The 25,486-nt window shown below is 44.7% G+C and carries 21 protein-coding genes and 5 tRNA genes; 10 read left to right on the top strand and 16 right to left on the bottom strand.

Annotated elements, in window-relative coordinates; all coding sequences use genetic code 11:
* Nucleotides 1-235 precede the first annotated feature (235 nt).
* From H9629_RS12675 to secA, 8 genes are all read right to left on the bottom strand, one after another.
* Nucleotides 236-312: transfer RNA gene (locus H9629_RS12675), tRNA-Pro, on the bottom strand.
* A 17-nt stretch (nucleotides 313-329) separates the two neighbouring features.
* Nucleotides 330-405, bottom strand: a tRNA-His gene (locus H9629_RS12670).
* 37 nt (nucleotides 406-442) lie between these two features.
* A tRNA-Arg gene (locus H9629_RS12665) sits at nucleotides 443-519 on the bottom strand.
* Nucleotides 520-553: 34 nt separating this feature from the next.
* A tRNA-Pro gene (locus H9629_RS12660) sits at nucleotides 554-630 on the bottom strand.
* Nucleotides 631-784: 154 nt separating this feature from the next.
* Entirely contained in the window at nucleotides 785-1,852 is a 1,068-nt protein-coding gene (gene nadA / locus H9629_RS12655) for a quinolinate synthase NadA (protein WP_191731210.1), read from the bottom strand.
* Between the two features lie 153 nt (nucleotides 1,853-2,005).
* Entirely contained in the window at nucleotides 2,006-3,226 is a 1,221-nt protein-coding gene (gene argJ / locus H9629_RS12650) for a bifunctional glutamate N-acetyltransferase/amino-acid acetyltransferase ArgJ (protein ID WP_191731209.1), read from the bottom strand.
* Nucleotides 3,227-3,383: 157 nt separating this feature from the next.
* Nucleotides 3,384-3,737: a hypothetical protein gene (locus H9629_RS12645; protein WP_064101898.1), complete on the bottom strand. Its 354-nt coding sequence runs from the start codon at nucleotides 3,735-3,737 to the stop codon at nucleotides 3,384-3,386.
* Nucleotides 3,738-3,875: 138 nt separating this feature from the next.
* On the bottom strand, nucleotides 3,876-6,602 hold the full coding sequence (secA, locus tag H9629_RS12640) for a preprotein translocase subunit SecA (protein ID WP_064101897.1): 2,727 nt from the start codon (nucleotides 6,600-6,602) through the stop codon (nucleotides 3,876-3,878).
* Between the two features lie 331 nt (nucleotides 6,603-6,933).
* Here secA and H9629_RS12635 point away from each other — a divergent pair, with 331 nt between their 5' ends.
* Both H9629_RS12635 and H9629_RS12630 read left to right on the top strand, forming a co-directional pair.
* Nucleotides 6,934-7,575, top strand: a complete 642-nt coding sequence (locus tag H9629_RS12635; protein ID WP_064095187.1) for a peroxiredoxin — start codon at nucleotides 6,934-6,936, stop codon at nucleotides 7,573-7,575.
* Between the two features lie 124 nt (nucleotides 7,576-7,699).
* Nucleotides 7,700-8,308 carry a dual specificity protein phosphatase family protein gene (locus H9629_RS12630; RefSeq protein WP_064101896.1) on the top strand — a complete coding sequence of 203 codons (609 nt, stop codon included), beginning with the start codon at nucleotides 7,700-7,702 and terminating at the stop codon, nucleotides 8,306-8,308.
* Here the strand turns inward: H9629_RS12630 and H9629_RS12625 are convergent.
* The 4 genes from H9629_RS12625 to trpA are packed head-to-tail and all read right to left on the bottom strand — an operon-like array spanning nucleotide 8,305 to nucleotide 12,294.
* On the bottom strand, nucleotides 8,305-9,321 hold the full coding sequence (locus H9629_RS12625; RefSeq protein WP_064101895.1) for an SPOR domain-containing protein: 1,017 nt from the start codon (nucleotides 9,319-9,321) through the stop codon (nucleotides 8,305-8,307). The two genes, H9629_RS12630 and H9629_RS12625, sit on opposite strands and share 4 nt — an antisense overlap.
* Complete coding sequence (gene folC / locus H9629_RS12620) at nucleotides 9,318-10,601, bottom strand: bifunctional tetrahydrofolate synthase/dihydrofolate synthase (protein WP_064101894.1); 1,284 nt, start codon at nucleotides 10,599-10,601, stop codon at nucleotides 9,318-9,320. The genes H9629_RS12625 and folC overlap by 4 nt, the downstream gene beginning before the upstream one ends.
* A complete protein-coding gene (gene accD / locus H9629_RS12615; protein ID WP_064095191.1) occupies nucleotides 10,598-11,494 on the bottom strand; it encodes an acetyl-CoA carboxylase, carboxyltransferase subunit beta in 897 nt (298 codons plus the stop codon). Before accD ends, folC begins: the two co-directional genes overlap by 4 nt.
* Entirely contained in the window at nucleotides 11,491-12,294 is an 804-nt protein-coding gene (trpA, locus tag H9629_RS12610; RefSeq protein ID WP_064095192.1) for a tryptophan synthase subunit alpha, read from the bottom strand. Before trpA ends, accD begins: the two co-directional genes overlap by 4 nt.
* 365 nt (nucleotides 12,295-12,659) lie before the next feature.
* Between trpA and H9629_RS12605 the strand changes: the two genes are divergently transcribed.
* Nucleotides 12,660-13,994, top strand: a complete 1,335-nt coding sequence (locus H9629_RS12605) for a Na+/H+ antiporter NhaC family protein (RefSeq protein ID WP_064095193.1) — start codon at nucleotides 12,660-12,662, stop codon at nucleotides 13,992-13,994.
* 49 nt (nucleotides 13,995-14,043) lie between these two features.
* Here the strand turns inward: H9629_RS12605 and H9629_RS12600 are convergent, their stop codons facing one another.
* Nucleotides 14,044-15,081, bottom strand: coding sequence for a helix-turn-helix transcriptional regulator (locus tag H9629_RS12600; RefSeq protein WP_064095194.1), 1,038 nt, complete (start codon nucleotides 15,079-15,081; stop codon nucleotides 14,044-14,046).
* A 142-nt stretch (nucleotides 15,082-15,223) separates the two neighbouring features.
* Between H9629_RS12600 and H9629_RS12595 the strand changes: the two genes are divergently transcribed.
* A complete protein-coding gene (locus H9629_RS12595; RefSeq protein WP_064095195.1) occupies nucleotides 15,224-16,102 on the top strand; it encodes a metal-dependent hydrolase in 879 nt (292 codons plus the stop codon).
* A gap of 58 nt (nucleotides 16,103-16,160) precedes the next feature.
* Here the strand turns inward: H9629_RS12595 and H9629_RS12590 are convergent, their stop codons facing one another.
* A complete protein-coding gene (locus H9629_RS12590; RefSeq protein WP_064095196.1) occupies nucleotides 16,161-17,153 on the bottom strand; it encodes a DUF2804 domain-containing protein in 993 nt (330 codons plus the stop codon).
* A 136-nt stretch (nucleotides 17,154-17,289) separates the two neighbouring features.
* The gene (locus H9629_RS12585) at nucleotides 17,290-17,799 is read right to left on the bottom strand and encodes a DUF1543 domain-containing protein (RefSeq protein ID WP_191731208.1); all 510 of its coding nucleotides are present in this window, start codon (nucleotides 17,797-17,799) and stop codon (nucleotides 17,290-17,292) included.
* 483 nt (nucleotides 17,800-18,282) lie between these two features.
* On the opposite strand from H9629_RS12585, the gene H9629_RS12580 reads away from it, so the two are divergent.
* Entirely contained in the window at nucleotides 18,283-20,520 is a 2,238-nt protein-coding gene (locus H9629_RS12580) for an NADP-dependent isocitrate dehydrogenase (protein WP_064095198.1), read from the top strand.
* Nucleotides 20,521-20,753: 233 nt separating this feature from the next.
* On the opposite strand, the gene H9629_RS12575 is transcribed toward H9629_RS12580, so the two are convergent.
* Nucleotides 20,754-20,840: transfer RNA gene (locus tag H9629_RS12575), tRNA-Leu, on the bottom strand.
* A 167-nt stretch (nucleotides 20,841-21,007) separates the two neighbouring features.
* Between H9629_RS12575 and queA the strand changes: the two genes are divergently transcribed.
* From queA to yajC, 5 genes are all read left to right on the top strand, one after another.
* The gene (gene queA / locus H9629_RS12570; RefSeq protein WP_191731207.1) at nucleotides 21,008-22,042 is read left to right on the top strand and encodes a tRNA preQ1(34) S-adenosylmethionine ribosyltransferase-isomerase QueA; all 1,035 of its coding nucleotides are present in this window, start codon (nucleotides 21,008-21,010) and stop codon (nucleotides 22,040-22,042) included.
* A gap of 16 nt (nucleotides 22,043-22,058) precedes the next feature.
* A complete protein-coding gene (locus H9629_RS12565; protein WP_191731206.1) occupies nucleotides 22,059-23,087 on the top strand; it encodes a hypothetical protein in 1,029 nt (342 codons plus the stop codon).
* 23 nt (nucleotides 23,088-23,110) lie between these two features.
* Nucleotides 23,111-23,680 carry a LemA family protein gene (locus tag H9629_RS12560; protein ID WP_144725074.1) on the top strand — a complete coding sequence of 190 codons (570 nt, stop codon included), beginning with the start codon at nucleotides 23,111-23,113 and terminating at the stop codon, nucleotides 23,678-23,680.
* 218 nt (nucleotides 23,681-23,898) lie between these two features.
* The gene (tgt, locus tag H9629_RS12555) at nucleotides 23,899-25,029 is read left to right on the top strand and encodes a tRNA guanosine(34) transglycosylase Tgt (protein ID WP_191731205.1); all 1,131 of its coding nucleotides are present in this window, start codon (nucleotides 23,899-23,901) and stop codon (nucleotides 25,027-25,029) included.
* 101 nt (nucleotides 25,030-25,130) lie between these two features.
* Nucleotides 25,131-25,460: a preprotein translocase subunit YajC gene (gene yajC, locus H9629_RS12550; RefSeq protein WP_064095203.1), complete on the top strand. Its 330-nt coding sequence runs from the start codon at nucleotides 25,131-25,133 to the stop codon at nucleotides 25,458-25,460.
* The last annotated feature ends 26 nt before the right edge of the window (nucleotides 25,461-25,486 follow it).

Genomic DNA, 25,486 nt, shown 5'->3' with positions numbered 1-25,486 from the left:
TGAAGAATGAAGAATGAAGAATGAAGAATGAAGAATGAAGAATGAAGAATGAAGAATGAAGAATGAAGAATGAAGAATGAAGAAATATTATTTTAATAACTTTAATAACCAGATAATTGAGTAGTTATTTTCAACTCCAAATACTTATCCTTACTCACTTTAAGCCAAACATAAATTTCAGACATAAAAAAACCGCTTAATGCGGTATCTTTTATCTCGACCATCTTGAAGGAGATGGTCGGAGCAGTAGGATTCGAACCTACGACCCCCTGGTCCCAAACCAGGTGCACTACCAGGCTGTGCTATGCTCCGAATTCAACTTTAAAAGTTGGGGTGAATGACGGGATTCGAACCCGCGACAACTGGAATCACAATCCAGGGCTCTACCAACTGAGCTACATCCACCATTATCACATTTGGTTCTCAATATCAAGCGACCAAATGGCGCGCCTGACAGGATTCGAACCTGTGACCATCCGCTTAGAAGGCGGATGCTCTATCCAACTGAGCTACAAGCGCTTTACTGATGCTAACATCATTTGCCTTGAAGAATTGGTCGGAGCAGTAGGATTCGAACCTACGACCCCCTGGTCCCAAACCAGGTGCACTACCAGGCTGTGCTATGCTCCGATTCATCTCAGCTTTTGTATCGAACATCTCGTTCGGTACGGTGTGCATTCTAGGCGTGACGCCCTGAGACGTCAACACCTATATTTAAAAAAAATCGAAAAAACACTTCAAGCGTTTATTTATCAAGCATTTCAGACATTTTTTATACAAATTTCTAGCGTTTTAAGCTGGCACTAAAATCCAACATTCGATCTAGGGGTAATTTGGCTCGCTGAGCTAAAGCTGGGTCCACATGAATCTCCTGATCACGATGCTGCAAAACCTGCAAAATTCCATCAAGTTCGTTCATTGCCATCCAAGGACAATGTGCACAGGAACGACATGTTGCTCCTTCTCCAGCGGTTGGAGCCTCAATCAGGATCTTATCCGGGACAGCTTGCTGCATTTTATAGAAGATGCCACGATCTGTTGCCACAATTAATCGCTTGTGCGGTAAAGTTTGGGCTGCCTTGATCAGTTGCGAAGTACTCCCAACTGCATCTGCAATTTCTACCACGGACATGGGTGATTCCGGATGCACCAAAACTGCCGCATCTGGATATAAAGCTTTCATACTGGTAATACCGCGTGAGCGGAATTCTTCATGTACGATACAAGCACCGTCCCAAAGCAGCATATCAGCTCCGGTTTTGTTCTGAATATAACGACCCAAGTGCTGATCTGGTGCCCATATAATTTTTTCACCCAGACTGTCCAGATGCTCAATAATTTCCACTGCACAACTTGAGGTGACCACCCAATCGGCACGTGCTTTCACTGCAGCAGAAGTATTGGCATAGACCACTACAGTATGATCGGGATAAGCATCACAGAACTTGCTAAACTCATCTACCGGACAGCCCAGATCTAGTGAACAGGTGGCTTCCAGGGTAGGCATGAGTACCGTTTTTTCAGGTGAAAGGATTTTTGAAGTTTCACCCATAAATTTCACACCTGCTACCACAAGCGTCGATGCTGGGTGATCGCGACCAAAACGTGCCATTTCTAGTGAATCAGAAACACAACCACCTGTAAGTTCGGCTAGCTCCTGCACTTCAGGATCACAATAATAATGCGCGACTAAAACTGCATTCTGTTTTTCCAGCTCGGTCTGAATCTGGGCAAATTTTTCCTGTTTGGCTTGTGCACTGATCTGATGCTCTTTGGGATCTCCTAAACGATCTAAATGCGCCTGCACAATCGATTTAGCTTCATTCGCTATTAATTTGGTCGCATCATTCATAACAACTCTTACTCTACCCTCATGATTCATTATTCAATGAACCTTTCACCCTACATCCCGGTCATCTCTGGCGATATGCTATTTTTGACCAGTCATTAAAAATCATTAAGTATAAAAAAAGCCCCGCAATGGAGGCTTTCAAAACAATCTGGATTATGAACGATAATCTGCATTGATTTTTACATAATCATAAGATAAGTCACAGGTATAGACCGTATCTTTTGCTTCACCCCGTCCAAGATCAACACGAATCGTCATTTCAGCTTGTGCCATGACACGTGCACCTGCCGCTTCGGTATAATCTGCTGCTGCACCACCATCTTTGCAGATTTGTACATCATCTAACCAAACCTGAATTTTTGCAACGTCTAAATTTACTACACTGGCATAACCAATCGCAGCCAGAATACGCCCCCAGTTTGGATCAGAAGCAAAGATCGCGGTTTTAACCAAGGGTGAATGGGCTATGCTATAGGCTACATCACAGCATTCCTGGGTATTGGCACCCCCCTCGACTGTGACGGTAATAAATTTGGTTGCACCTTCACCATCACGCACGATCAGTTGTGCAAGGCGTTTCATGATGCGCATCAGTATCTCTCGCACCGCTGCATAACGCGAATCTTCAATCGAAGTAATTTCGACACCACCCGCCTGACCTGTAGCGATCAAGATACAGGAGTCATTGGTTGAAGTATCGCCGTCAATCGTAATACGGTTAAATGACTGGTTTACTGTCTCAGACAAAAGCTGCTGTACCAGTTCACGGCTGATCGGCGCATCTGTGGCCACATAGCCCAGCATGGTCGCCATATTTGGACGAATCATGCCGGCACCCTTGGAAATACCTGTCATGGTATAAGTAATACCATCCAGTTCGAACTGTTCGGATGCACCTTTCGGTGTGGTATCCGTGGTCATAATTCCTGTCGCTGCATCCATCCAGGCATCATCACGCAATGAATCCAGGGCTGGCTGCAATCCACTGAGCAAACGTTCCATTGGCAACTGCTCGCCAATCACACCTGTTGAAAACGGTAATACTTCTTCAGGTTTTACTCCGGCCAGCTCGGCCAGTTTGGCACAGGTCGCTTCTGCATTTACCATACCTGTCGGGCCAGTACCCGCATTGGCATTACCGGTATTAATGACGAGATACCGTGGATTGCCTATCTTTAAATGTGCTTTTGACACATGCACCGGGGCTGCGCAGAAGGCATTCTGGGTAAATACCCCTGCAACATTGGAGCCGGCAGCCAGTTCAAATATCACCAGGTCACGTCGGTTCTGATAGCGTACATAGGCTTCAGCCGAACCAATTTTAACCCCTTTCACCACATGCATCTGTGGCATAGATACGTCACCAACTGCCATTTTAAAATCCAATCTTGAAGTTTCAGAAAAATACAGCTTAGTTGATCTGCAATAAAAAATCGAGCCAAAGCCAGAGCCTGCCTAAGATTTATTATAGATTTTCACAATAAAAAACCAGTCATCAAGACTGGTTTTCATATTTTTTAATGAGATGTTTTTAGTTTTGTGCCATTTGTCCAGCTTGATTCAATAAAGCCTGTTTGGCCTGTTGCTGACTTACGCTTGAAAGGGCCGGATTTGTGGCAACAATCCGGTCTGCATTTGCTGCATTGGCCGCTGCAATTGCAGCAGTCTGCAATACAATCGGACGATTCTGATTGGCAAAGGTATAACTAATCCCCGTACGTGGACTGACTACCGTCACTTGTGTATCCGTGCGTTGCACTTGGGCAGTGGTCGTACCCACCGCTTGCTCAACTTTATCCAGTGTTGTGGTAGATGGAGTCTGTGCAAAACTTAATACAGGCATTGCCAAAGCAGCAATCATGAGCGTTTTTAATACTTTTTTCATTCAGGTTCTTCCACTTTGAGGTGTTGAATCAGCCATTAAATAGCATTTAATTCCTAAGACTGCAAACAGTATTCAATTTCTGAAAAATCTTCATACATAAAAAAATCAGAGCCATGTGGCTCTGATTTCTAATCCAGTTTAGATCTTGCCATGACACTGTTTGTATTTCAGGCCTGAACCACACGGGCAAGGTGCATTACGACTTGCCGGCGCTTCAAAGACTGGCGCTACAGGATTCGCCTGAGCATTCTGTTCGGTATCCATCTCATGTTCACCTGCAAGCAAGCCGTCAAATTCCTGATGAGATAGCTGCAAACGCATTGCCTCAGCCTGTGCCTGTTGCTGTGCTTCCATTTCGGCCAGTTCTTCAGGGGTCGGTACGTGGATACGCGACAGATCTGTCACTACATCGGACTTAATCGTACCGAGCATGTTCACAAACAGGTTATAAGCTTCTTTTTTGTATTCCTGCTCTGGATTCTTCTGTGCATAACCACGTAAATGAATCCCCTGACGCAAGTAGTCCATAGCCGCCAGATGTTCTTTCCAGTGACGGTCCAGAGAATTCAGCATAAAGTGACGTTCAAGCGACGCTGCAGATTCTTCACCCATTTGCTCACGACGTGAACGGTAGCGATTCAGCACTTCATCTGTAATACGCTCGACCAAAGCCTCTTCATCCAGACGACGGTCCTGTTCCAGCCATTGGCCGACAGGAATATCTATTGACAGGTCTTCACGCAATGCCAGTTCCAGACCTTCAATATCCCACTGGTCATGAATCGATTCAGGTGGAATATAATTGGCGATCACACCCTGCATCACTTCACGGATCATTTCTTCAATATAATCCTGCAATGAGCTTTCCGCCAGGATGTCATCACGTTGGCTATAAATAATCTTACGCTGTTCGTTATTGACGTCATCGTATTTCAACAGGTTCTTACGAATGTCAAAGTTACGTGCTTCCACTTTACGCTGGGCATTTTCAATCGACCGAGATACCATCTTGTGCTCAATGGCTTCATCTTCCTGTAAGCCCATGGCACGCATCATACCGACTACGCGATCACCGGCAAAGATACGCATCAGGTCGTCTTCCAGTGACAGGTAGAAGCGCGATACACCAGGGTCACCCTGACGGCCGGCACGGCCACGCAACTGGTTATCGATACGGCGTGATTCATGACGTTCGGAACCGATAATATGCAAACCGCCCGAATCCAGCACTGCCTGATGATTGACCTCCCATTCTGCTTTCAGACGCGCTTCATCTTCAGGAGTTGGGTTTTCAATTTTCGCCAGTAATGCTTTCCAGTTACCACCGAGCAAAATGTCGGTACCACGACCGGCCATGTTGGTAGCAATGGTTACAGCACGTGGTGCACCCGCTTGGGCAATAATATCGGCTTCACGCTCATGCTGCTTGGCATTTAGCACTTCATGTTCAATGCCAGCTGCTTTTAGCTTGTCCGAAAGGATTTCAGACGCTTCAATGGTGGCTGTACCAATCAGAATTGGCGCAACACCTGCTTCATGCACACGCTGAATTTCTTGAATAATGGCGTTATATTTTCCTTCACGATTTAGATAAATCAAATCGTTCTGGTCATCCCGGATCATTGGACGGTGCGTCGGAATCAGCACCACATCCAGACCATAAATTTCTTTCATTTCCGCTGCTTCAGTATCAGCAGTACCGGTCATCCCGGACAGTTTTTTATACAGACGGAAATAGTTCTGGAAGGTTGTGGTTGCCAGAGTCTGGTTTTCCGGCTGGATTTCCAGACCTTCTTTGGCTTCTACAGCTTGATGTAAACCTTCAGACCAACGACGTCCCGGCATGGTACGACCGGTATTTTCATCGACAATAATCACTTCACCATCGTTAATGATGTATTGCACATTGCGTTGATAAAGATAATGGGCGCGAATCGCTGCAGTGACATGATGCAACAGGTTCAGGTTCGCCGCTGAATACAGGCTCTCACCTTCAGCCAGCAGGCCCATTTCAATCAGTTCACTTTCAATGGTTTCAAAGCCCACTTCAGTAATTTCAACTGAACGCTGTTTTTCATCAATCCAGAAGTGGCCACCGTCCGGCACTTTTTCTTCTTTCTGTGGTTTTAACTTTGGTGGAATATTATTAATGGCTGCATAAAGCTGCGAAGAGTCTTCACTTTGACCAGAAATAATCAGCGGGGTACGTGCTTCATCAATCAGGATCGAATCGACCTCATCGATAATGGCATAGATCAGACCACGCTGCTTTTTCTCGGCCAGCGAGAACACCATATTGTCACGCAGATAGTCAAAACCGAATTCGTTATTGGTACCGTAAGTAATATCAGCACGATAAGCTTCAGCCTTTTCCATCGGATTTTGCATGGAATAAATGATACCGATGCTTAAACCCAAAAATTCAAATAATGGACGGTTTAACTCGGCATCACGCTGTGCCAGATAATCGTTCACGGTAATGACATGCACACCTTGGCCACTGATGGCATTCAGATAGCAGGCCAAAGTACCCATCAGGGTTTTACCCTCACCGGTACGCATCTCTGCGATTTTGCCTTCATGCAAGGTAATACCGCCAATCAGCTGCACGTCATAATGACGCATGCCCATCACTCGCTTAGCGGCTTCACGACAGACTGCAAATGCTTCAGGAAGTAATTTATCAAGGGTTTCACCCTTATTATATCGTTGTTTGAATTCTTCAGTTTTTGCAGATAAGTCTGCATCGCTCAGGGATGATATCGTCGGCTCGAGCGCATTAATCTTGTCTACGATTTTACGCATGCGTTTGAGTTCGCGCTCATTTTTGGTACCGAAGATTCCTCCGATCAGACTTGCCAACATGAATAGACTCTCTAAATCTTGCTTGTCAAATGAATATGTTCTTAGTCGTTATTATGGTGCTAGAAATTTGAACTACAAGGGTTTTGCTGTAAAACCGCTAAAAAAATCTGATCCTTAGTTCTAGCCCTAAGATCTAAGGCAAAGTAATGTAGCAAATTTTCCCTGTGCAACATAGTCAATTAATTGACTGATTTTTGCACTTCTGGATAGATGGATATCTTGCTTATGCAGTTTATTCATAAAGAAAGATAAAAACACTATTTTTAATTATATAAATATTGGTTCATATTAAATCTTATCTCTCCATTAAAAAACCAATTGAGGCAAAAAGATGAGTTTACGTCTAGGCGATACCGCACCGAATTTTGAACAGCAATCCAGTGAAGGCCTGATTAATTTTTATGATTTTCTGGGCGATAGCTGGGGTATTTTATTTTCACACCCTGCCGACTATACACCAGTATGTACCACTGAACTTGGCTATACTGCAAAACTGAAAGACGAGTTCGCAAAACGGGGCGTGAAAGCGATTGCCCTGTCGGTCGATGATGTTGAATCACACCATGGCTGGATTAAAGACATCAATGAAACCCAGAATACCACGGTCAATTTCCCGATTATTGCCGATCAGGATCGTAAAGTCTCCGAGCTGTATGACTTTATCCATCCGAATGCCAGCGAAACTCTAACGGTTCGTTCTTTAGTAGTCATCGACCCCAACAAAAAAGTCCGTTTGATTATTACTTATCCTGCATCGACAGGACGTAATTTCCATGAAATCTTGCGTGTCATAGACTCCCTGCAACTCACTGATAAACATAAAGTAGCCACGCCAGCAAACTGGCAGCAGGGTGAGGATGTCGTGATCGTTCCTTCATTAAAAGATGAGGACGAGATCAAGCAACGCTTCCCTAAAGGTTATACCGCGGTAACGCCTTATTTAAGGCTTACGCCGCAGCCTGAGCAAAATTAAAAGCGCTATCATAAAAAACAAGAGAACTATCACTATAAAGCCTGTCTTCGGATAGGCTTTTTTATATTCAAAATCTCGTATTCACTTTAAACTTTAAAGGACAAAAACAACAATCAGGGTTTGTATGAAAATCTGTATATTTCCAATCATGATAAGTGGCTACCTCCTGACCACAGGTTGTGTGACCACGCCCGCCCTGCCTGCGCATGAACGTCCTCAGCATTGGGGAAAGGCAATTCATCAGGATTATAATTTTCATCAAATCAGTAATTTTGTCTATCGTAGTGAACAGCCTTCATCCGAACTCGTTCCCTATTTAAAGCAACATCATATCGATGTGGTTATTAATTTACGTTCGCGGGATAAAGACAGCTTTGTTTTGAGCAATGAAAACTTTCAGCTGCATCATGTACCCATACATACCTGGGCAATTGATCGAGAAGATTTATTGGAAGTTATGCTACTGATCCAGCAAGCACAACAAAACAACCAAAAAGTTTTACTGCATTGTTATCACGGTTCAGACCGTACCGGTGCCAGTGTCGCCATGTACCGGATTATTTTTGAACATTGGCCGGCTGAGCAGGCGCTACAGGAAATGAAACATGGCGGTTATGGCTTTCATACAATTTGGCGGAATATCGAAAAGTTATTCACGCCTGAAAATGTAAAATGGATTCGCGAACAGCTCGCAAATCCATCTACAGAAATTTCGACTAACCAAAATAATTAACGCTTATCTAGTGGCACCCAGTCATTGACCCAAGCTGATTTCATATTCAGGCTGGCATCAGACGTGATTTTCTTGCGGAGTGCGTCTGCAGTATCACGGTCTTTAGAGGGTCCAACCATGATACGTATACCTTTAGAAGTAGGACTTTTGGTGACCTTATAGCCTTTGGCACGCAGCTTGGCTGCCACCGCATCTGCATTGGCTTCATTCGCAGCCAGTGCCACCTGCACCATCCATTGCTTGTCCTCTTCTCCTTCCAGAAGTTTACGTGCCTGTTCAGCTTCTGCTTTCTTCTTGGCTTCTTCAGCTTTACGCTTTTCGTCGGCTTTACGTTTTTCCTCGGCGGCTTTACGTTCAGCTTCTTTCTTTTCAGTCGCTTTACGCTCTTCCTCGGCTTTACGTTTTGCTTCAGCCGCCTTACGTTCTGCTTCGGCTTTTTGCTGCTGCTCTAATTTGCGTTTTTCTTCTACAGCTTTACTTTCAGCCGCTTTACGCTCTGCTTCTTTCTTGGCTGCATCAGTAGAACTATTGGCTTTTTGTTGGTCCAGCTGCTGCTGGGCTAACTTTTTTTCTTGTAGTGCTTTTTCTTCAGCCAGACGTTTCTGCTTGGCCTGTTCGTCTTCCACCAGTTCTGGCGGAATATTATCGGAACTTTGCTGTCCCATACGGTGTGCATTCAGTGCAGCATATTCTTCTGCAGCTTTACGCGCAGCATCTGCCTCAGCCTGCTGTTGCATCGCTAAAAACTCGGCCGCACGCGCCTCCTGTTCTGCAACTGCTTTTTCGCGATCACGGCGTTGCTGTTCAAGTAAGCGTTTTTCTGTTTCCACATCGACCGTCAAAGAACCGAGTGAATGATTGCCTGATTCTTTATTTTCGACTTCCGCAGCCTGGGCCGGATTTTGCTGACGGTCATGATTGATTTCATCTTGGCCTTTCAGGAGTAATGCTGCCAATAAAACACCACCACCGAGTAAAACAACACCGCCCATCCAGCGCTGTTTGTTATTCATTGACATTCTTCCAAATACTCCCATACCGCTTCTAAGGTATGAAATGATCCACATACCAAAATCAGCTGATTATTATCTGTTTGATCCAGTGCTGATTTAAAAGCTAATTTTACATTGTCAAATTGTTCTACCGCCTCACCGCTTAAAGCATCAGCCAAAACTGTGACCTCTGCCGCACGCGGAACGGATAATGGTGCAATTTTCCACAATTGAACTGTGTCTTTCAATAACTTGGCGACAGAATTTATATCTTTATCTGCCAGCATTGAAAATACGCAAATAACTTCATTATATTTTTGATTGTAATTTAAATAATCTCGCAACTGTTTCAGCAGAAATTCGACCCCATGCGGGTTATGTCCGGCATCAAAAATCACGGTTTTATTCTGGATTTGACGGATTTCAAACCGTCCCGGCAATTTTGCCGTTTGAATGCCTTGCGCAATTGCCTGCTGGCTGACATTTAATCCGCTCAGCAGAATGGCGGCCACGGCGGTAGAAATATTATCCAGCGCCAGCGATCCTGTTGGGAGTTTTAAGGTGGTACCCGATGAAGCAAAAGCCCAGCTTTGGCCATCTTCAAACGCTTCATAAAAATAATCCCGGTTGATGGCATACAAGGGAGCATTACATTCGTGAGCTTTATCCAGAATGGCTTGCGGGATCTGTTGTTGTCCACCAAACACCACGGGAATATCCGGGCGAATAATTCCGGCCTTTTCAAAAGCAATTTTCTCGATGGTGTCACCAAGCCAGTCAGTATGATCCAGACCAATATTGGTAATCACCGCAACATCCGGATTGACCACATTGACCACATCCAGACGGCCGCCTAAGCCAACTTCCAGCACCCAGACATCACAGCCTTGATCTTTAAAAATCACAAAAGCGGCCAGTGTGGTGGCTTCAAAGAAAGATAGGCTCAAACCGCATTCGCGACGAGCTTGATCGACCTGAACAAAAGCATCAATCAGCAACTGATCTTCCACCTCAATGCCGCGTAATTTAACGCGTTCATTAAAGCGATACACATGCGGAGATTGATACAACCCGACCTTGAAGCCTTGTGCATTCAGAATCGCGGCCAGTGTGGTAGTGGTTGAACCCTTCCCATTGGTTCCTGCCACTGTCAGCACTTTGGCCTCTGGAGATGTCACGCCCAGCTTTTCAGCCACCGGAATAACGCGCTCCAGACCTAAATCAATACCCGTAACGTGAACATGGCTCCAATAATCGAGCCATGTGTTTAAAGAATCTGTTGCTAATGGTGCTGTGTTCAATGCAAATTCATCAACTTCGTAACGATACGATAAACTGTATCACGTAATGCATGACGGTGAACAATCTGATCGATTACCCCATGATCAAGCAAATATTCCGCGCGCTGGAACGGCTCTTCCAGTTTTTCACGTACGGTCTGTTCGATTACACGTTTACCGGCAAAGCCAATCATCGCTTTCGGTTCGGCAAGATGTACATCACCCAGCATTGCCAATGAAGCAGTTACACCACCGTATACCGGATGAGTCAGTACGACCACATAAGGCAGACCTGCTTCTTTTAAACGCTGGATTGCAGCCGAAGTACGCGCCATTTGCATCAGGGACAACATGCCTTCCTGCATACGTGCACCACCAGAAGCAGCAAAACAGATCAGGGGCTGACGGGTTTCAATCGCACGTTCTGCCGCCTGAACAAAGCGGTCACCCACTACTGTACCCATCGAACCGCCCATGAAGTCGAATTCAAACGCACAGGCAATCATCGGTACGCCTTTCAGCAAACCTTGAATCACGACCAGTGCTTCAGTTTCACCGGTTTTCTTTTGCGCTTCAGCCATACGGTCTGGATAGGCTTTGCTATCGACAAATTTCAGTGGATCTTTGGCTACAAATTCCTGACCCAGCTCTGTTTGTACCTGGTCAAAGAACCAGTTCAGACGCTCACGGGCTTTCATACGCAAATGTTCATCACATTGCGGACAGACATAGGCATTGAATGACATGGCAGTACGGGTCACCAATGCATGACATTCAGGGCACTCAATCGTAGGCTCGGTAAATGTCGCTTTATATGCCGTTTGCTCATCGGGTACCTGAATGCCCGGAACAGTGCGCTCCGTCCATGGGGTCGATGGGCTCAGAATTTTGCCTGATTTCAGTTGTTGACTCATACTAACTCATCGAGCGCTGCTCGAAGCTCCTTGACTTTATTCACCGTTGCAATAACGGCTTGTTCTGGTGCGAGCGTTGCAAACTGCTTTACAAACGCACTACCCACAATAACTGCATCGGCAGCAACACCCATCGCTTTCGCAGATGCAGCATCACTGATACCGAAACCTACGCCTACAGGAACATCAGTCACAGCTTTAATCTTTTGAATGCGTGCAGCAGCTTCAGAAACATCTAAAGTTGCTGCACCAGTCACGCCTTTCAGTGACACATAGTAAATAAAGCCGCTGGCCTGTTTTGCTACATGTTGAATACGTGCATCGGTTGAAGTTGGTGCCAGCAGGAAAATCTGATCCATGTCATATTTTTCCAGTACTTCACCCAGACTTTTTGCTTCTTCTGGCGGTAAGTCCACCAGCAGTACGCCGTCTACTCCACATTCATAGGCATAAGCCACAAACTTTTCATAGCCAATTACTTCAACCGGATTCAGATAACCCATCAGCACCACTGGTGTTTCGCGGTCTTTCAAGCGAAATTCTTTCACCATATGCAGTGCATCCAGTGTATTGGTCCCACCAGCCAGAGCACGTTCAGCAGCTAGCGCAATCACCGGTCCATCTGCCATCGGGTCTGAGAAAGGAAGTCCCAGCTCAATCACGTCGACACCCGCATCCACCATCTCATGCAACAAAGGCACCGTAATTTCTGGATGCGGATCACCAGCCATTACATAAGAAACTAAAGCTTTACGCTGTTGAGATTTAAGTTGTGCAAATCGGGCGGCTAAACGTGACATAGGGTGATATTTTCCTTAACGTGTTTCAAACTTGAGGCATTGACTATGTAGAAATACAAGACATCGCATTGTAACGCTATTTTTTGTCCAATGAACAGTCTGCGATACCGACCTCGAGTACTTCATTTCCTGTGCGAAGATTTCAAAACAATTCGGAAGGGTCTATTTACGATTATTTTGATTTTTTTCACAATGATCAAAGATGCCTAATTTTGCTATTACCTAAAATCTTGAATATTTAGATAAACTTATTTTTATCATATAAAAATTAATAAAAATGCAGATGTTAGCGCATTCATATAAAGTTTTCTGAAATTGCAAAACCTGCTTTATACTAGTCCTATTCTCTTACTTTTTTATCTCCTATGCAGACTGATTCTGAGGCGACAGTGCAGGCACGCGCCATTGCACTGCTGCCGCTTATTGTATTTTTAACCATATTTTTGGGTAGCGGAATCTATCATTCCCTGATCGGAACCGAGTTCGCGTTCTATCAGGTGAAAGCGCCTGTGGCTGCCCTGCCTGCGATTATCTTGGCTGCATTAGTGTATCGCGGTAAACTTAACCAAGGCATTGAGGAATTCATCAGAGGTGCCAGTCATCCGAACTTAATCCTGATGTTTATGGTGTTTATGCTGGCCGGTGCCTTTGCCAGCGTCAGTAGTGCCATTGGCAGTGTGGATGCCACTGTGCAGATGGGCTTGTCGGTGATTCCACCCACATTTATTCTGCCGATGCTGTTTGTGATCTCGGCCTTTATTGCCACGGCTATGGGTACCTCCATGGGCACCATTGCAGCCTGTGCGCCGATCGCTTTTGGATTTGCCGAGGTCACCGAGATCAATGTAGTTTATGCGGTTGGTGCGGTCGTTGGTGGTGCCATGTTCGGTGACAATCTTTCAATGATCTCGGATACCACCATTGCTGCAACGACCAGTCAGGGCGTACAACTGCGTGACAAATTCAGAGTCAATGTCTGGATTGCGGTTCCTGCCTCAATCGTGACTATTTTGATTTACGTGTTGAGTAGCGGTAGTAGCAATGCAGTGGAATACAAGGACTTCAACTGGCTTCTGGTCTTACCTTATATCGCCGTATTTATTTTAGCCTTTAGCCGTTTACACGTTCTGGCTGTGCTGACCATTGGGGTACTACTTTCCGGCTTGTTTGGCCTGTTTGCCACAGCTGAATTTGATCTGCTCAAACTGAATACTTCAATTTATGATGGCTTTGTCGGCATGTTTGAAGTGGCATTATTGTCCATGTTCCTGGGTGGCCTGTCGGCGATCATGCAACGTGAAGGCGGTTTACGCTGGCTGATCGAGCGTATTTATAGCCTGACCCGTCTGTTTAAAGTCGGTCAGCAACGTGCTGGCGAAATCGGGATCAGCTTCTTGGTAGTATTTTCGAATATTTTTGTGGCCAATAATACCGTGGCGATTATTCTGTCTGGAGATATGGCACGTGAAGTTGCCAAAGAATACGGTGTAGATCCCAAGCGTTCTGCGGCACTGATGGATATTTTCTCCTGTGTGGTGCAAGGGTTGATTCCCTATGGCGCACAGTTACTACTGGCCTGTTCTATTGCAAAAATCTCACCGGTTGAACTGATTGGTGGTGTGTACTATTGCTGGATTCTGGCCATTTTTGCGATTGCGGCGATTGCATTTAGATTCCCCAAGATCAAAGCCAGCGCTTAACCTCACCATTTTCTTCAAATAAAAAAGCGACCTGTTTGGGTCGCTTTTTTTAGCTGCGCTGTTGGTGTAACTGCCTTTTGCGCTCTAACAATGTCTGTCCGGTGGCTGCCTTGTAGGCCCGTGCCAATGCCGACTGGTCAGAATAATCCAGCTGCTCAGCGATCTCGCTCAACCCCATTCCCTGTTGCAACAGCAGCTCGCAACGTTTAATCCGCTGCTGTTCCAGCAGTTTTTTAAATGAGGTGCCATGTGTGCTGAATAAGCGTTGCAAACTCCGTGTCGACATCAGCAACTGCCGGGCAAGCTGTTCAACTTTAATGGCCTGATGCCGGGTACGGAGCTGTTCGGCAATCATTTGCTGGGCCTGTTCCAGATGATTCTCAACTAGTGGCTTGGCTGCAATGGCCTGTTCTGCCTGATGCACCAGCAACTGTAACAGCATAGGATCTGCCTGCTCAGACCGATGTGCCAGTCCTTGTAAATCCAGTTCTATGCCGTAGTAGGCTTGGGAAAATTTCACCTCGCTGGCGAAAAACTTTTGATAATGCATTTGTCCCCTATCGGGCGCATGGACAAAGCGTACACAACGGACTAACAGTTGATGATCCTGTAAAATGACACGTCCCAACTGCACCATCGCGGCCATGGTCAGTTCATTTAGCAGATTATATTTTTCGTCCAGATAGGCCCAGTATAATTCAATACTGCATTCATGCTGCTTCAACTGCAAAGGTACAAACTCACCGCCATCAACCACCAGTCGTTGAAAACGCATGATATGGCAAATCATTTCCGCAACGCTGCTGCTCCGCGAAGCCATATAACCGAGCACACCAAAATGTTCTGGGCGAATGACTTGTACAATCTCGAAAATCAGCTGCGGACAGTTTAAATACTGCCGGGTTGTTAAAAGAAGCTGATTCAATAATTCTAGAGGCACTTGTGTGGCAAAAGGCTGATCAATCAGGGGGACAAGCACTTCATGTAGTTCTTGCAGAAAGTCAGCTTCCAAAGGCTCAATTTGCAGACCGCGCAGATAGGTCGCCCAGAGTTGAATATAACCATTGGATATTTTAATTTCTTGCATGCGCACTTCTCGCTGCCTGCTTTAGTCTGAGCAGTTTTATTTTCATTTGGCATAAAATGTATAAAAATTGGCAAGCTATGTCAAAACAATTACAGGATTCCCCGACATACTGTTCGCATCATCATAAAAAAGAACGTACAAGATGAATGCAGTATTAAAATCTTTGATAAAGCCCGTAGTACGGACCCAGCTTGATTTTAAACTGGATGAAATTCCACGCTACTGGTTGGGCGGCGATCCCTTTCTGACCCGCATGTTCGATGCCCTGAGCCTGACCTTTCCTGATGGTGAGCGCTATTTTATTCAGAGTGTACGCCTGTTCCGCGATCAGATCACAGACCCGGAACTGCAGCAGCGTGTTGCAGATTTTATTCGTCAGGAAGCGCAGCATGGCATGACCCATGAAAAAATGAATCAGCTGATGCGCGAGCAAGGCATGCCCGTAGATCAGTTCATTCAGCGCCTGAATTACATGATGAATTACGACTTGAAAAACCGCTCACCTGAATACAATATCGCGGTAACTGCTGCCGCAGAGCATCTGACTGCGCTAATGGCCGAGACTTTTTTTGGACAGAAAGATACGTTAAGAGATGCCCATCCTTTTGTTCGTGCCATGTTTGCATGGCATGCCATTGAAGAAATGGAACATCGTGATGTGGCTTTTGATGTGATGAAAGATGTAGCAAAAACTCCAGAGCTTCTGCGAAAATATAGCTTGGTGATTACTACCCTGCTCATGTTCAGCTTTACCATATACCGCGCCAATATCATGCTTAAACATGATGGATTCACGCCATTACAACGTTTACAAATGAACTTAAAAGGACTGCCCTGGTTTTTTGGCCGTAACGGGAAATTGACCCGTATGGGTACACAATATCGGGACTGGTTTAAAAAAGATTTCCACCCTTCCCAGCATCCGGTAATTGCCCAATATGATGTCTGGGTAAAAACTCTAGCCGAAACCAATGATCCTATTCAGGCCGGTGAAGCCTTCTGGCAGGCTGCCAAAGATTAAGTTCAAATCAAAAAGCCTTCAAAATTGAAGGCTTTTTTTATGTCTTATGCCTGTACATTTACCACTTGGCATAATGCTGTTCAAGCAAGGCATATTCATTTAGTAAAATAATTTCCTGATCATCTTGCTGAATCGTTCCGGAAACCTTGGCTTGCCACTGACTAAACTGGCTCCCGACCAGACGCAGGTTTAGATTTTCATAACGGCGCCAGCCTGTGCTGACCATCAGATTCAATCTTTCATCCAGCGACTGAATCGTCCATTGGTTTTCCGATTCCTGCTGGAACAGCACATCGGCCAGTGGATAAATTTTTCCATTGACCCACAGACAGTTCTCGTTGCCAAAACTTTCATTCACGCCCGAAGCCAGATTAAGCCCAATCCGGTTATGGTTCACATCCCAGAAATTACAGGACAGCCAGAACCAGGCGGTTTCCGGGCGTAAAAAGCCACACGTATCATCTAATGAGGCAAAGCTGCGTTCATTAAACTGGATGGTTTGTCCCTGCTTGTTAATGAAAAAGCCTTCACAGCCCAAAGTGGTCAGTTTCTGGGTATAGGTCCAGCCATTGATGCCAGTCGGACTGCACATACTCAGTGGATCGGTTCCAGCACAGAAAATTCGGGCACTGAGTTTAATTTCACCATATTTGCTGACATTGATATAACGCACGCCGTTGGCATGCTGAATATCGATCTGAAAAGGTGACTTGTGAAAATAACTATGATTAAACAGCGGCTGTTCATCCAGCACAGTGTTACGGGACAGGAAATTAATCGCATTCCATTCCAGCACTTCATTGGTCATATGGTTATAGACATAAACAAAGCCATGCCCTGCCCATGCAATATCGGCGATCGCCAGTCCAATGGTATAATGTTCGTGCTGAATACTACAGAATTTGAATTTCTTATATTTTAAATGCTTACGCCAGCCTGACAGCACATGACCATAAGGATTTTTGTATTGATATGCCTGATAGTCAATACTTTTTGGAAGCTCCTTGAAACGTCCATAACGCGGTTGTCCATTTGCCTGAATTAAATCCATTTAAGACATTCCATCTCAGTCAAAACTGTTTTTTCCTTGACAGTATTATGCCAATTATTAAATTTTGATAAAGTTATTTTTTAAACCGCTTATCGAATCCTTCAGCCGGAAGAAACTTTCTCTTTTATAGACAACTTTAAATGGTGAGATAGGTATTTTCCCAGTGATTGTCACTAAAGCTGCCTTCTACCAGTTGGACATAGCGGCCATAGACCTGATCAATTGCAAGACAGTCATCTACATCCAGTACACGGTCGGTATGCTGTTTTTGCCAGTGCCGGGCGAAGTAGGCTTTACCGCGCTGTTTAGCCACCATGGCATTCTGTGCAACCACCAGCACATAACGATGCAGCTCGCCAAACTCGCGTGAATCATAACCACCCAGATTAATCAGCCAAAGTTTTTCATCGGCCGGATTCGGAGCAGCATCAGTGAATTGCAACGCATAGGATTTACCCTCGAACTCCAGCCCGTTAATTTTTGCCCAAGCATCAATATGCAGACCTTTCTGCTCCGCAAACCAAGCATTTTTCAATTGCGGATAGGTATCTTCCAGACTCTCTCCTACAGCCAGAACCACATCATGAACTTCTGTATTGGCACGGGCATGACGGCCACCAAGCATCACAATAAACAGGCTGGGCATAGTATTTCCTTATTCGCGTCGATCTTTCAAAATGAATGGATGTATGTCGACCAGTATAGCGCAAAGCCATTTTGTAATTATGGCGTCATCTTCCAGAGCTAGATTGACAGACTGAGGTATGAATTTATGCAAAACAGGTTCCGGAATCGTTATCTATACAAGATCAGCTTTATTCCTTCTCAATTCACTCTCAGGCTAGAAAAGTCTTTTTCAGGGGATACATTTCGCTAGTGGCTCATTTCCAAGCATTTACATCGGGATTTGCAGCCGCAGAAGGATTATTTTTTGTACAAAACACAAACACGGCTAAACTGCACAAATCTGTACGAATTTTCGCCCGAATTTCAATATGAAAGCATATTTCGTTGACTGAAAAGCGCTGAAGGACGATACTCTCAATGTTTTTATTTAAGCAAATCGGTTCAACGAGGCTGAGCCAAAAGTTCGGGCCTCAGAAACTCAATCCAACGCAAGGGGCTATATATGGCTGGTGGAAAGTCACAAATCATTTACACACTGACTGATGAGGCGCCACTACTGGCGACTTACTCACTGCTGCCGATCATTGAGACCTTTACTAAGCCTGCTGGTGTAGAGATTGTTAAAACTGACATCTCTGTAGCTGCACGTGTGCTCGCAGAATTCTCTGACTATCTCAGCGATGAGCAAAAGGTAACTGACAACCTCGCAGAACTAGGTCGTCTTACACAAGATCCAGACACGAACATTATCAAACTCCCGAATATCAGTGCGTCAGTTGCGCAGCTGACTGCTTGTATCAAAGAACTTCAATCGAAAGGCTATGCGATTCCTGACTATCCTGAGAATCCGGCAACTGAAGAAGAACAGGCACTTAAAGTACGTTACAGCAAATGTTTAGGTTCAGCAGTTAACCCTGTTCTACGTGAAGGTAACTCTGACCGTCGTGCACCAGCTGCAGTTAAAAACTACGCGAAAAAACACCCACATTCTATGGGTGAATGGAAGCCTTGGTCACAAACTCACGTTTCTCACATGCAAGAAGGCGACTTCTACCATGGTGAAAAGTCAATGACTTTAGACCGTGCACGCAATGTGAAAATGGAATTGATCACTACCTCTGGTGAAACCATCGTTCTTAAGCCAAAAGTTGCGCTTCTAGACGGCGAAATCATCGACTCAATGTTCATGAGCAAAAAAGCACTTTGCGACTTCTATGAAAAAGAATTAGAAGATTGTAAAGAAGCTGGCATCTTGTTCTCTTTACACGTGAAAGCGACCATGATGAAAGTTTCACACCCGATCGTATTCGGTCACTGTGTGAAGATTTACTACAAAGACGCTTTTGAAAAGCATGCGAAATTATTCGACGAACTCGGCATTAACGTGAACAACGGTATGGCGGGTCTTTACGAAAAAATCGAAACGCTTCCGACTTCTTTACGTGAAGAAATCATCGAAGATTTACATGCGTGTCAAGAACACCGTCCTGCTCTTGCGATGGTTGACTCAGCAAAAGGCATCACCAACTTCCATTCTCCAAACGACGTTATTGTAGATGCATCTATGCCTGCAATGATCCGTACTGGCGGTAAAATGTGGGGTGCCGATGGCAAGCCTTATGACTGTAAAGCGGTAATGCCTGAATCTACATTCGCGCGTATTTACCAGGAAATGATCAACTTCTGTAAGTGGAACGGCAATTTCGACCCACGTACAATGGGTACTGTGCCTAACGTTGGTTTGATGGCTCAAAAAGCTGAAGAATACGGTTCACACGACAAAACTTTCGAAATTCCAGCAGCGGGTGTTGCAAACATCACTGACCTTGAAACTGGCGAAGTGTTGATGTCTCAAAACGTGGAGCAAGGCGACATCTGGCGTATGTGTCAGGTGAAAGACGCACCAATCCGCGACTGGGTAAAACTTGCTGTAACGCGTGCACGTAACTCTGGCATGCCAGCAATCTTCTGGTTAGACCCGTACCGTCCACACGAAAACGAATTGATCAAGAAAGTTCAAACTTACTTGAAAGATCACGATACAGACGGTCTGGACATCCAGATCATGTCTCAAGTACGTGCGATGCGTTATACACTTGAGCGTGTTGCGCGTGGCCTGGATACTATTTCAGTAACTGGTAACATTCTACGTGACTACCTGACTGACTTGTTCCCAATCATGGAACTTGGTACTTCTGCGAAAATGCTTTCTATCGTGCCTTTGATGGCTGGTGGCGGCATGTACGAAACAGGTGCAGGCGGTTCTGCGCCTAAACACGTACAACAGCTTGTAGAAGAAAACCACTTACGCTGGGATTCTTTAGGTGAATTCTTGGCTCTTGCTGTATCTCTTGAAGAGCTTGGCATCAAAGAAGACAACGCACGTGCGAAACTTCTTGCGAAGACACTTGACCAGGCAACAGGTCAACTTCTTGACAACGACAAGTCTCCTTCACGCCGTACTGGTGAACTAGACAACCGTGGCAGCCATTTCTACCTTGCTAAATTCTGGGCTGAAGCACTGGCTGCTCAAGACGAAGATGCTGAACTTAAAGCGAAATTTGCGCCGATTGCTCAAGCACTTGCTGACAACGAAGCGAAGATTATTGCTGAGCTGAACGAAGTTCAAGGTAAATCTGTAGACATCGGTGGTTACTACGCAGTAGATCCAGCGAAAGTGGGTGCAGTAATGCGTCCAAGCGCTACATTAAACTCAATCCTTGAGTCTTTTGCTGCGTAATCGCATGAAAGCTTAAAGATGATTTAAAAAACCGGTCCTTGGGGCCGGTTTTTTTATATCTTGAGTTTTTCACCTAGGGATTTATGCAGGTACTTATTTGCCAAAGTAATCGGATATTCCAAAACACAAACAATTTAAAAGGTACAGTTGAAATGATGCATCATTTTAATTTTTATAAATTTCAGGCAATAAAAAACCCCAAGACTGAATATGCTTGGGGTTTTTTAGAATTTTGGTCCCGAGGGTCGGACTCGAACCGACACGTCATCTCTGACAGCGGATTTTGAGTCCGCCGCGTCTACCAATTTCACCACCTCGGGAGTGGATGAAAGGTATAATACGCGATTTCTCAGCACTGTCAACGCAGAATATTTACATTTGTTTAATTTTAAAACAAATGGCATTTTTTCGTTTTAAAATCGAGCAATTCCCGCCATAAAAAAGAAAAAAGTTTATACTAGCCGCAGTTTTTTTAGCGTAAATCATCATGCAACTTTCTGATTTTAATTTTGATCTCCCCGATGAGCTGATTGCTCGTTATCCACTGGAAACCCGTAGTGCCTCCCGTCTGCTTCACCTCGATGCCCAAGGTCAATATCATGACCATCAGTTTACTGACATTCTCGATTTACTGAATGAAGGCGACTTATTGGTCCTGAACGATACTAAAGTGATGAAAGCCCGCCTCAAAGGTAAACGTGCCTCAGGGGGTGCAGTCGAAGTTCTTGTTGAACGTATGATGGATCAGTTCATTGCACACTGTCATATCAAAGCCAGCAACTCACCTAAAGCAGGTGCAGAACTGTTTATCGGACCCGATGCAGTGAAAGTAACCATACAAGGTCGTCATGAAAACCTGTTTACTGTTGAATTTTCTCAACCGATTCTAGATGTACTGGATCAATACGGCGCCCTGCCTATTCCACCTTACTTTAACCGTGAAGCAGAGGCGATTGATACAGAACGCTATCAAACTGTCTTTAACGACCCGACTAAAATTGCCAGCGTTGCCGCCCCGACCGCATCATTGCACTTTGACGAAGATTTATTGAAAAAGCTGGAAGAAAAAGGCATTCAAAAAACTTTCGTAACCTTGCATGTTGGCGCAGGTACATTCTTACCGGTGCGCACCAGCGATATTGAAAATCACATCATGCACAGCGAATGGTGCCAAGTGTCTGATGCATCTATGGAGTTGATTAAAGCCACCAAAGCGCGTGGCAATAAAGTGATTGCGGTAGGTACCACAGCCACACGCGCAACTGAAAGTGCAGCTCAGGCCAATGGCGGTGAACTCAAAGGCTGGACCGGTGATACCCAGATTTTCATCTATCCGGGTTATCAGTTCAAAGTCGTCGATCGTTTGATTACCAACTTCCATCTCCCAGAATCAACCCTGTTAATGCTGGTATCTGCCTTATCTAACCGTGACAATATTCTGGATGCTTACAAGCATGCGGTAGACAGCAAGTATCGCTTCTTCAGTTATGGCGATGCCATGCTGATTGATCAGGTGAAATAACTGAGAGCTATTGCCCATGCCGATCGAGTCTGTAAAGCAGTCCATTCATATTCGCCGCAAGAAAAATGCAGTGGTGTTTAAAAATATCGATCGGCTGTGGCACTTATCGAGTGATGCCAAAAGCCATCAGGACATTCTTAATGGCTTGCATCCATGGCAAGGTTCAATTTCTCTAAAATTTGAAAACACCCTACCGTGGTTCTTGGCACTCTTTGGTTTGATGCAAGTATTCAGCCTTATCATTGCACCGCACAATTTCTGGCTGCAATGCAATTTTGCCTTGGGTTTTGGCATGTTGTTTTGGGCCTATCTGATTTATGAGCAAGAGCACTACATCAATGATGTAATTGATTATTTAGAAGAACGTGTGCTGACACATAAATATCATCTCCACTTTCAACAACAGCCACAACATATTTCAATGCCACTTAATCCTCGGCAATTTATTGGCAATTTAAAACGCCTTTTTCCTGTTTTTGAACGCGGCTCATTACGCAATGATATCTCACGTTATGCCAGTACCACATGGTTAGATGAAAATGAACAAGAACACCAAGTCTTGTTGTTTGAATACCACTATGTAGATGAAATTAAAACCATCGACAAAAATGGCAATACCGTCAAACTTATTGAACAACATAAAAATTTGTGGGGTGCATTTGTCTTTGATGTCTCTGTGCAAGGGCTTGCCATTAGCACATCAAGACGTCCATTCCCCTCACCTTATCGCCATCCTTGGCATAGCAGTGATATACGCACCAATCAGCGTTTAAAATTTTATGGCACAGATCCCATGCAAATGGCAAAACAGCTTAGCCCGGGTTTTGTGCTCCGATTAAGTCAATTTTTCCAATATCGTGAAGGCGATCTTATTTTTCATCCCCAACAACGTGTGCTGTGCTATTTAGGACCACATGACATTTTTAATGCGCCTGAACGCAAGCAAAATATCCAAGATATTTCTGCATTGCGTGGACACCTGAGAACGTTTAAATTAGTAGAATTGGAAAAACTACAAACTGACTTGGTTCAGTTTTTAAAATAATTATTTTTCTGGGGACTGCTTTTATGGGATTTGTTGTTTTTGTCATTATCCCGATTCTGGTGATTGTTGCCATTATCATGATCCGCAACAGTATTGTCCGTCATCATAACGCCACGATTCGGGCCTGGTCAGATGTCGCCAGTTATGAACGGCAAAAACTGAAAATTCTGGACGGGCTGCAACCACTGGTTGAACAATACTCGAGTTTCGAAAAAGGCACGCTAGAAAAAGTTACCGAGCTGCGTCAAAACATCATGAACCTGAATATCAAGGATGCTGACATTGGACAGTTACAGCGCATTGAAAGCCTGAATAAACAGCTGATGCATAGCCTGAATGTGGTGATTGAAAATTATCCGGAGCTCAAAGCCAATGATATTTATCTAAAAATGATGGCTGAAATTGAAGAACAGAATGAAAATGTCGGTGCTGCGATTACCATTTATAATCGTAATGTCGAGCTGTTTAATAACCAGATCCAGATTTTTCCGCACAACATCATTAACAATATGCTGCTCAGAAAAAAAGTGGTACGCCCTTTCCGCGATCAAAGTGTAACCCAGAATTTTGATTACCGTCCGAACTTTCACTGAATGAGCAGCACCCTCGATCCGGGAAGAGATTATGTGCTCTTTATCGCAGCTTTCTGCGAACTTACGCATTTCACCTGATCTTTCATTTATTAATCGATAAATAAAATTACAGAGCGAATGCTCTACAATGCTGGCGTTTAGCATAAGAATCAAGGAAAATAGCGCCCTTTACATTGAACAATCAGCGAACTGTTTTTTCGCCTTGATGTGGAACTCCTATGAAGTTTGAAAAGTTAGCGCAATCCGGTCGTGCCCGTCGTGGTCGTTTGACGCTTGAACATGGTGTGGTAGAAACCCCAATGTTCATGCCTGTCGGTACTTATGGTACGGTCAAAGGCATGTTGCCGCGTGATGTCAAAGAGATCAAGTCTCAGGTCATTCTGGGCAACACTTTCCATTTGTATTTACGTCCAGGCCTTGATGTGATTCGTGAACATGGCGGCCTGCATGAATTCATGAAGTGGAACAATCCTATTCTGACCGATTCAGGCGGCTTCCAGGTTTTCAGTCTGGGCGCAATGCGTAAAATCAAAGAAGAAGGCGTAACCTTCCGTTCACCAATCGACGGTTCAAAAGTATTTTTATCTCCTGAAATTTCAATGGAAATTCAGCACACGCTGAACTCTGACATTGTGATGATTTTTGATGAATGCACGCCCTATCCGGCTACACATGAAGAAGCGCAAAAATCGTTGCAGCTGTCTTTGCGCTGGGCGAAACGCTGTAAAACCCAGCATCATGACGTACTGAAAAACCGGAATGCTTTATTCGGTATTATTCAGGGCGGCATGTATGAAGATTTACGTGATGAGTCTTTAAAAGGCCTGCTAGAAATCGACTTTGATGGTTATGCGATTGGCGGTCTGTCCGTGGGCGAGCCAAAAGAGGAAATGATCAAGGTACTGGATTATCTTCCAGAAAAAATGCCGGCAGATAAACCGCGTTATTTAATGGGCGTCGGTAAGCCAGAAGACATTGTGGAAGCGGTGCGTCGCGGTGTCGATATGTTTGACTGCGTGATGCCAACCCGAAATGCACGTAACGGTCACTATTTTGTGACAGACGGCTTGGTGCGGATCCGTAACAGCAAATATCGTCATGACCAGAGTCCACTTGATCCGCATTGCGACTGTTATACCTGCCAGAATTTTACCCGTGCCTATTTATTCCATCTTGAGAAATGTGGGGAAATGCTCGGCTCAATGCTCGGTACGATTCATAATCTGCGCTATTACCTGCGTTTGACTGAAGCCATGCGTGATGCATTAGACAACGGCACATTTGACGAATTTGTCCATGACTTTTATGCCCGCCGTGGTCTGGAAGTGCCACCTTGTCCGCAAGATTAATCCATCAGCATTTGCGCTGAGGAAAAAGACAATGTAAATTGCAGGAATATGTCAATTTATTATCCAGTTGATCACCAGTTTTTTTATTTTAGGAAAATGTAATGAGCCTTTTTATTTCGACTGCTCACGCTGCAGGTGAAGCTGCACAACAACCAAGCATGATAGCGAACCTTTTGATGATTGCTGTTTTTATTGCAATCTTCTATTTCTTGATCTGGCGTCCTCAATCTAAACGTGCCAAAGAACACCGTGCTTTGGTTGAAAGTCTGGGCGTTGGCAGTGAAGTAGTATTTGCAGGCGGATTAATGGGCAAAATCACCAAGATTGAAGGTGACTTCGCAGTGGTTGAATTGAGCCGCGGTGTAGAAGTCAAAGTTCAACGCGCAAGTGTAATCTCAGTTCTACCTGAAGGCACTTTAAATAACCTTTAATCAAAAATAGTCGTGCCCTCGCACGA

The sequence above is a fragment of the Acinetobacter pecorum genome (assembly GCF_014837015.1).
Classification (GTDB): Bacteria; Pseudomonadota; Gammaproteobacteria; order Pseudomonadales; family Moraxellaceae; genus Acinetobacter; species Acinetobacter pecorum.
The sequence above is the reverse complement of the archived record's forward strand: the minus strand, read 5'-3'. Positions and strand labels throughout refer to the sequence as shown.

What these genes read in the sequence shown, in the direction of transcription:
- nadA (WP_191731210.1), bottom strand. Translation starts at nt 1,852, where the DNA reads ATGAATGATGCGACCAAATTAATAGCGAATGAAGCTAAATCGATTGTG.
- argJ (WP_191731209.1), bottom strand. Translation starts at nt 3,226, where the DNA reads ATGGCAGTTGGTGACGTATCTATGCCACAGATGCATGTGGTGAAAGGG.
- H9629_RS12645 (WP_064101898.1), bottom strand. Translation starts at nt 3,737, where the DNA reads ATGAAAAAAGTATTAAAAACGCTCATGATTGCTGCTTTGGCAATGCCT.
- secA (WP_064101897.1), bottom strand. Translation starts at nt 6,602, where the DNA reads ATGTTGGCAAGTCTGATCGGAGGAATCTTCGGTACCAAAAATGAGCGC.
- H9629_RS12635 (WP_064095187.1), top strand. Translation starts at nt 6,934, where the DNA reads ATGAGTTTACGTCTAGGCGATACCGCACCGAATTTTGAACAGCAATCC.
- H9629_RS12630 (WP_064101896.1), top strand. Translation starts at nt 7,700, where the DNA reads ATGAAAATCTGTATATTTCCAATCATGATAAGTGGCTACCTCCTGACC.
- H9629_RS12625 (WP_064101895.1), bottom strand. Translation starts at nt 9,321, where the DNA reads ATGAATAACAAACAGCGCTGGATGGGCGGTGTTGTTTTACTCGGTGGT.
- accD (WP_064095191.1), bottom strand. Translation starts at nt 11,494, where the DNA reads ATGAGTCAACAACTGAAATCAGGCAAAATTCTGAGCCCATCGACCCCA.
- trpA (WP_064095192.1), bottom strand. Translation starts at nt 12,294, where the DNA reads ATGTCACGTTTAGCCGCCCGATTTGCACAACTTAAATCTCAACAGCGT.
- H9629_RS12605 (WP_064095193.1), top strand. Translation starts at nt 12,660, where the DNA reads ATGCAGACTGATTCTGAGGCGACAGTGCAGGCACGCGCCATTGCACTG.
- H9629_RS12600 (WP_064095194.1), bottom strand. Translation starts at nt 15,081, where the DNA reads ATGCAAGAAATTAAAATATCCAATGGTTATATTCAACTCTGGGCGACC.
- H9629_RS12595 (WP_064095195.1), top strand. Translation starts at nt 15,224, where the DNA reads ATGAATGCAGTATTAAAATCTTTGATAAAGCCCGTAGTACGGACCCAG.
- H9629_RS12590 (WP_064095196.1), bottom strand. Translation starts at nt 17,153, where the DNA reads ATGGATTTAATTCAGGCAAATGGACAACCGCGTTATGGACGTTTCAAG.
- H9629_RS12585 (WP_191731208.1), bottom strand. Translation starts at nt 17,799, where the DNA reads ATGCCCAGCCTGTTTATTGTGATGCTTGGTGGCCGTCATGCCCGTGCC.
- H9629_RS12580 (WP_064095198.1), top strand. Translation starts at nt 18,283, where the DNA reads ATGGCTGGTGGAAAGTCACAAATCATTTACACACTGACTGATGAGGCG.
- queA (WP_191731207.1), top strand. Translation starts at nt 21,008, where the DNA reads ATGCAACTTTCTGATTTTAATTTTGATCTCCCCGATGAGCTGATTGCT.
- H9629_RS12565 (WP_191731206.1), top strand. Translation starts at nt 22,059, where the DNA reads ATGCCGATCGAGTCTGTAAAGCAGTCCATTCATATTCGCCGCAAGAAA.
- H9629_RS12560 (WP_144725074.1), top strand. Translation starts at nt 23,111, where the DNA reads ATGGGATTTGTTGTTTTTGTCATTATCCCGATTCTGGTGATTGTTGCC.
- tgt (WP_191731205.1), top strand. Translation starts at nt 23,899, where the DNA reads ATGAAGTTTGAAAAGTTAGCGCAATCCGGTCGTGCCCGTCGTGGTCGT.
- yajC (WP_064095203.1), top strand. Translation starts at nt 25,131, where the DNA reads ATGAGCCTTTTTATTTCGACTGCTCACGCTGCAGGTGAAGCTGCACAA.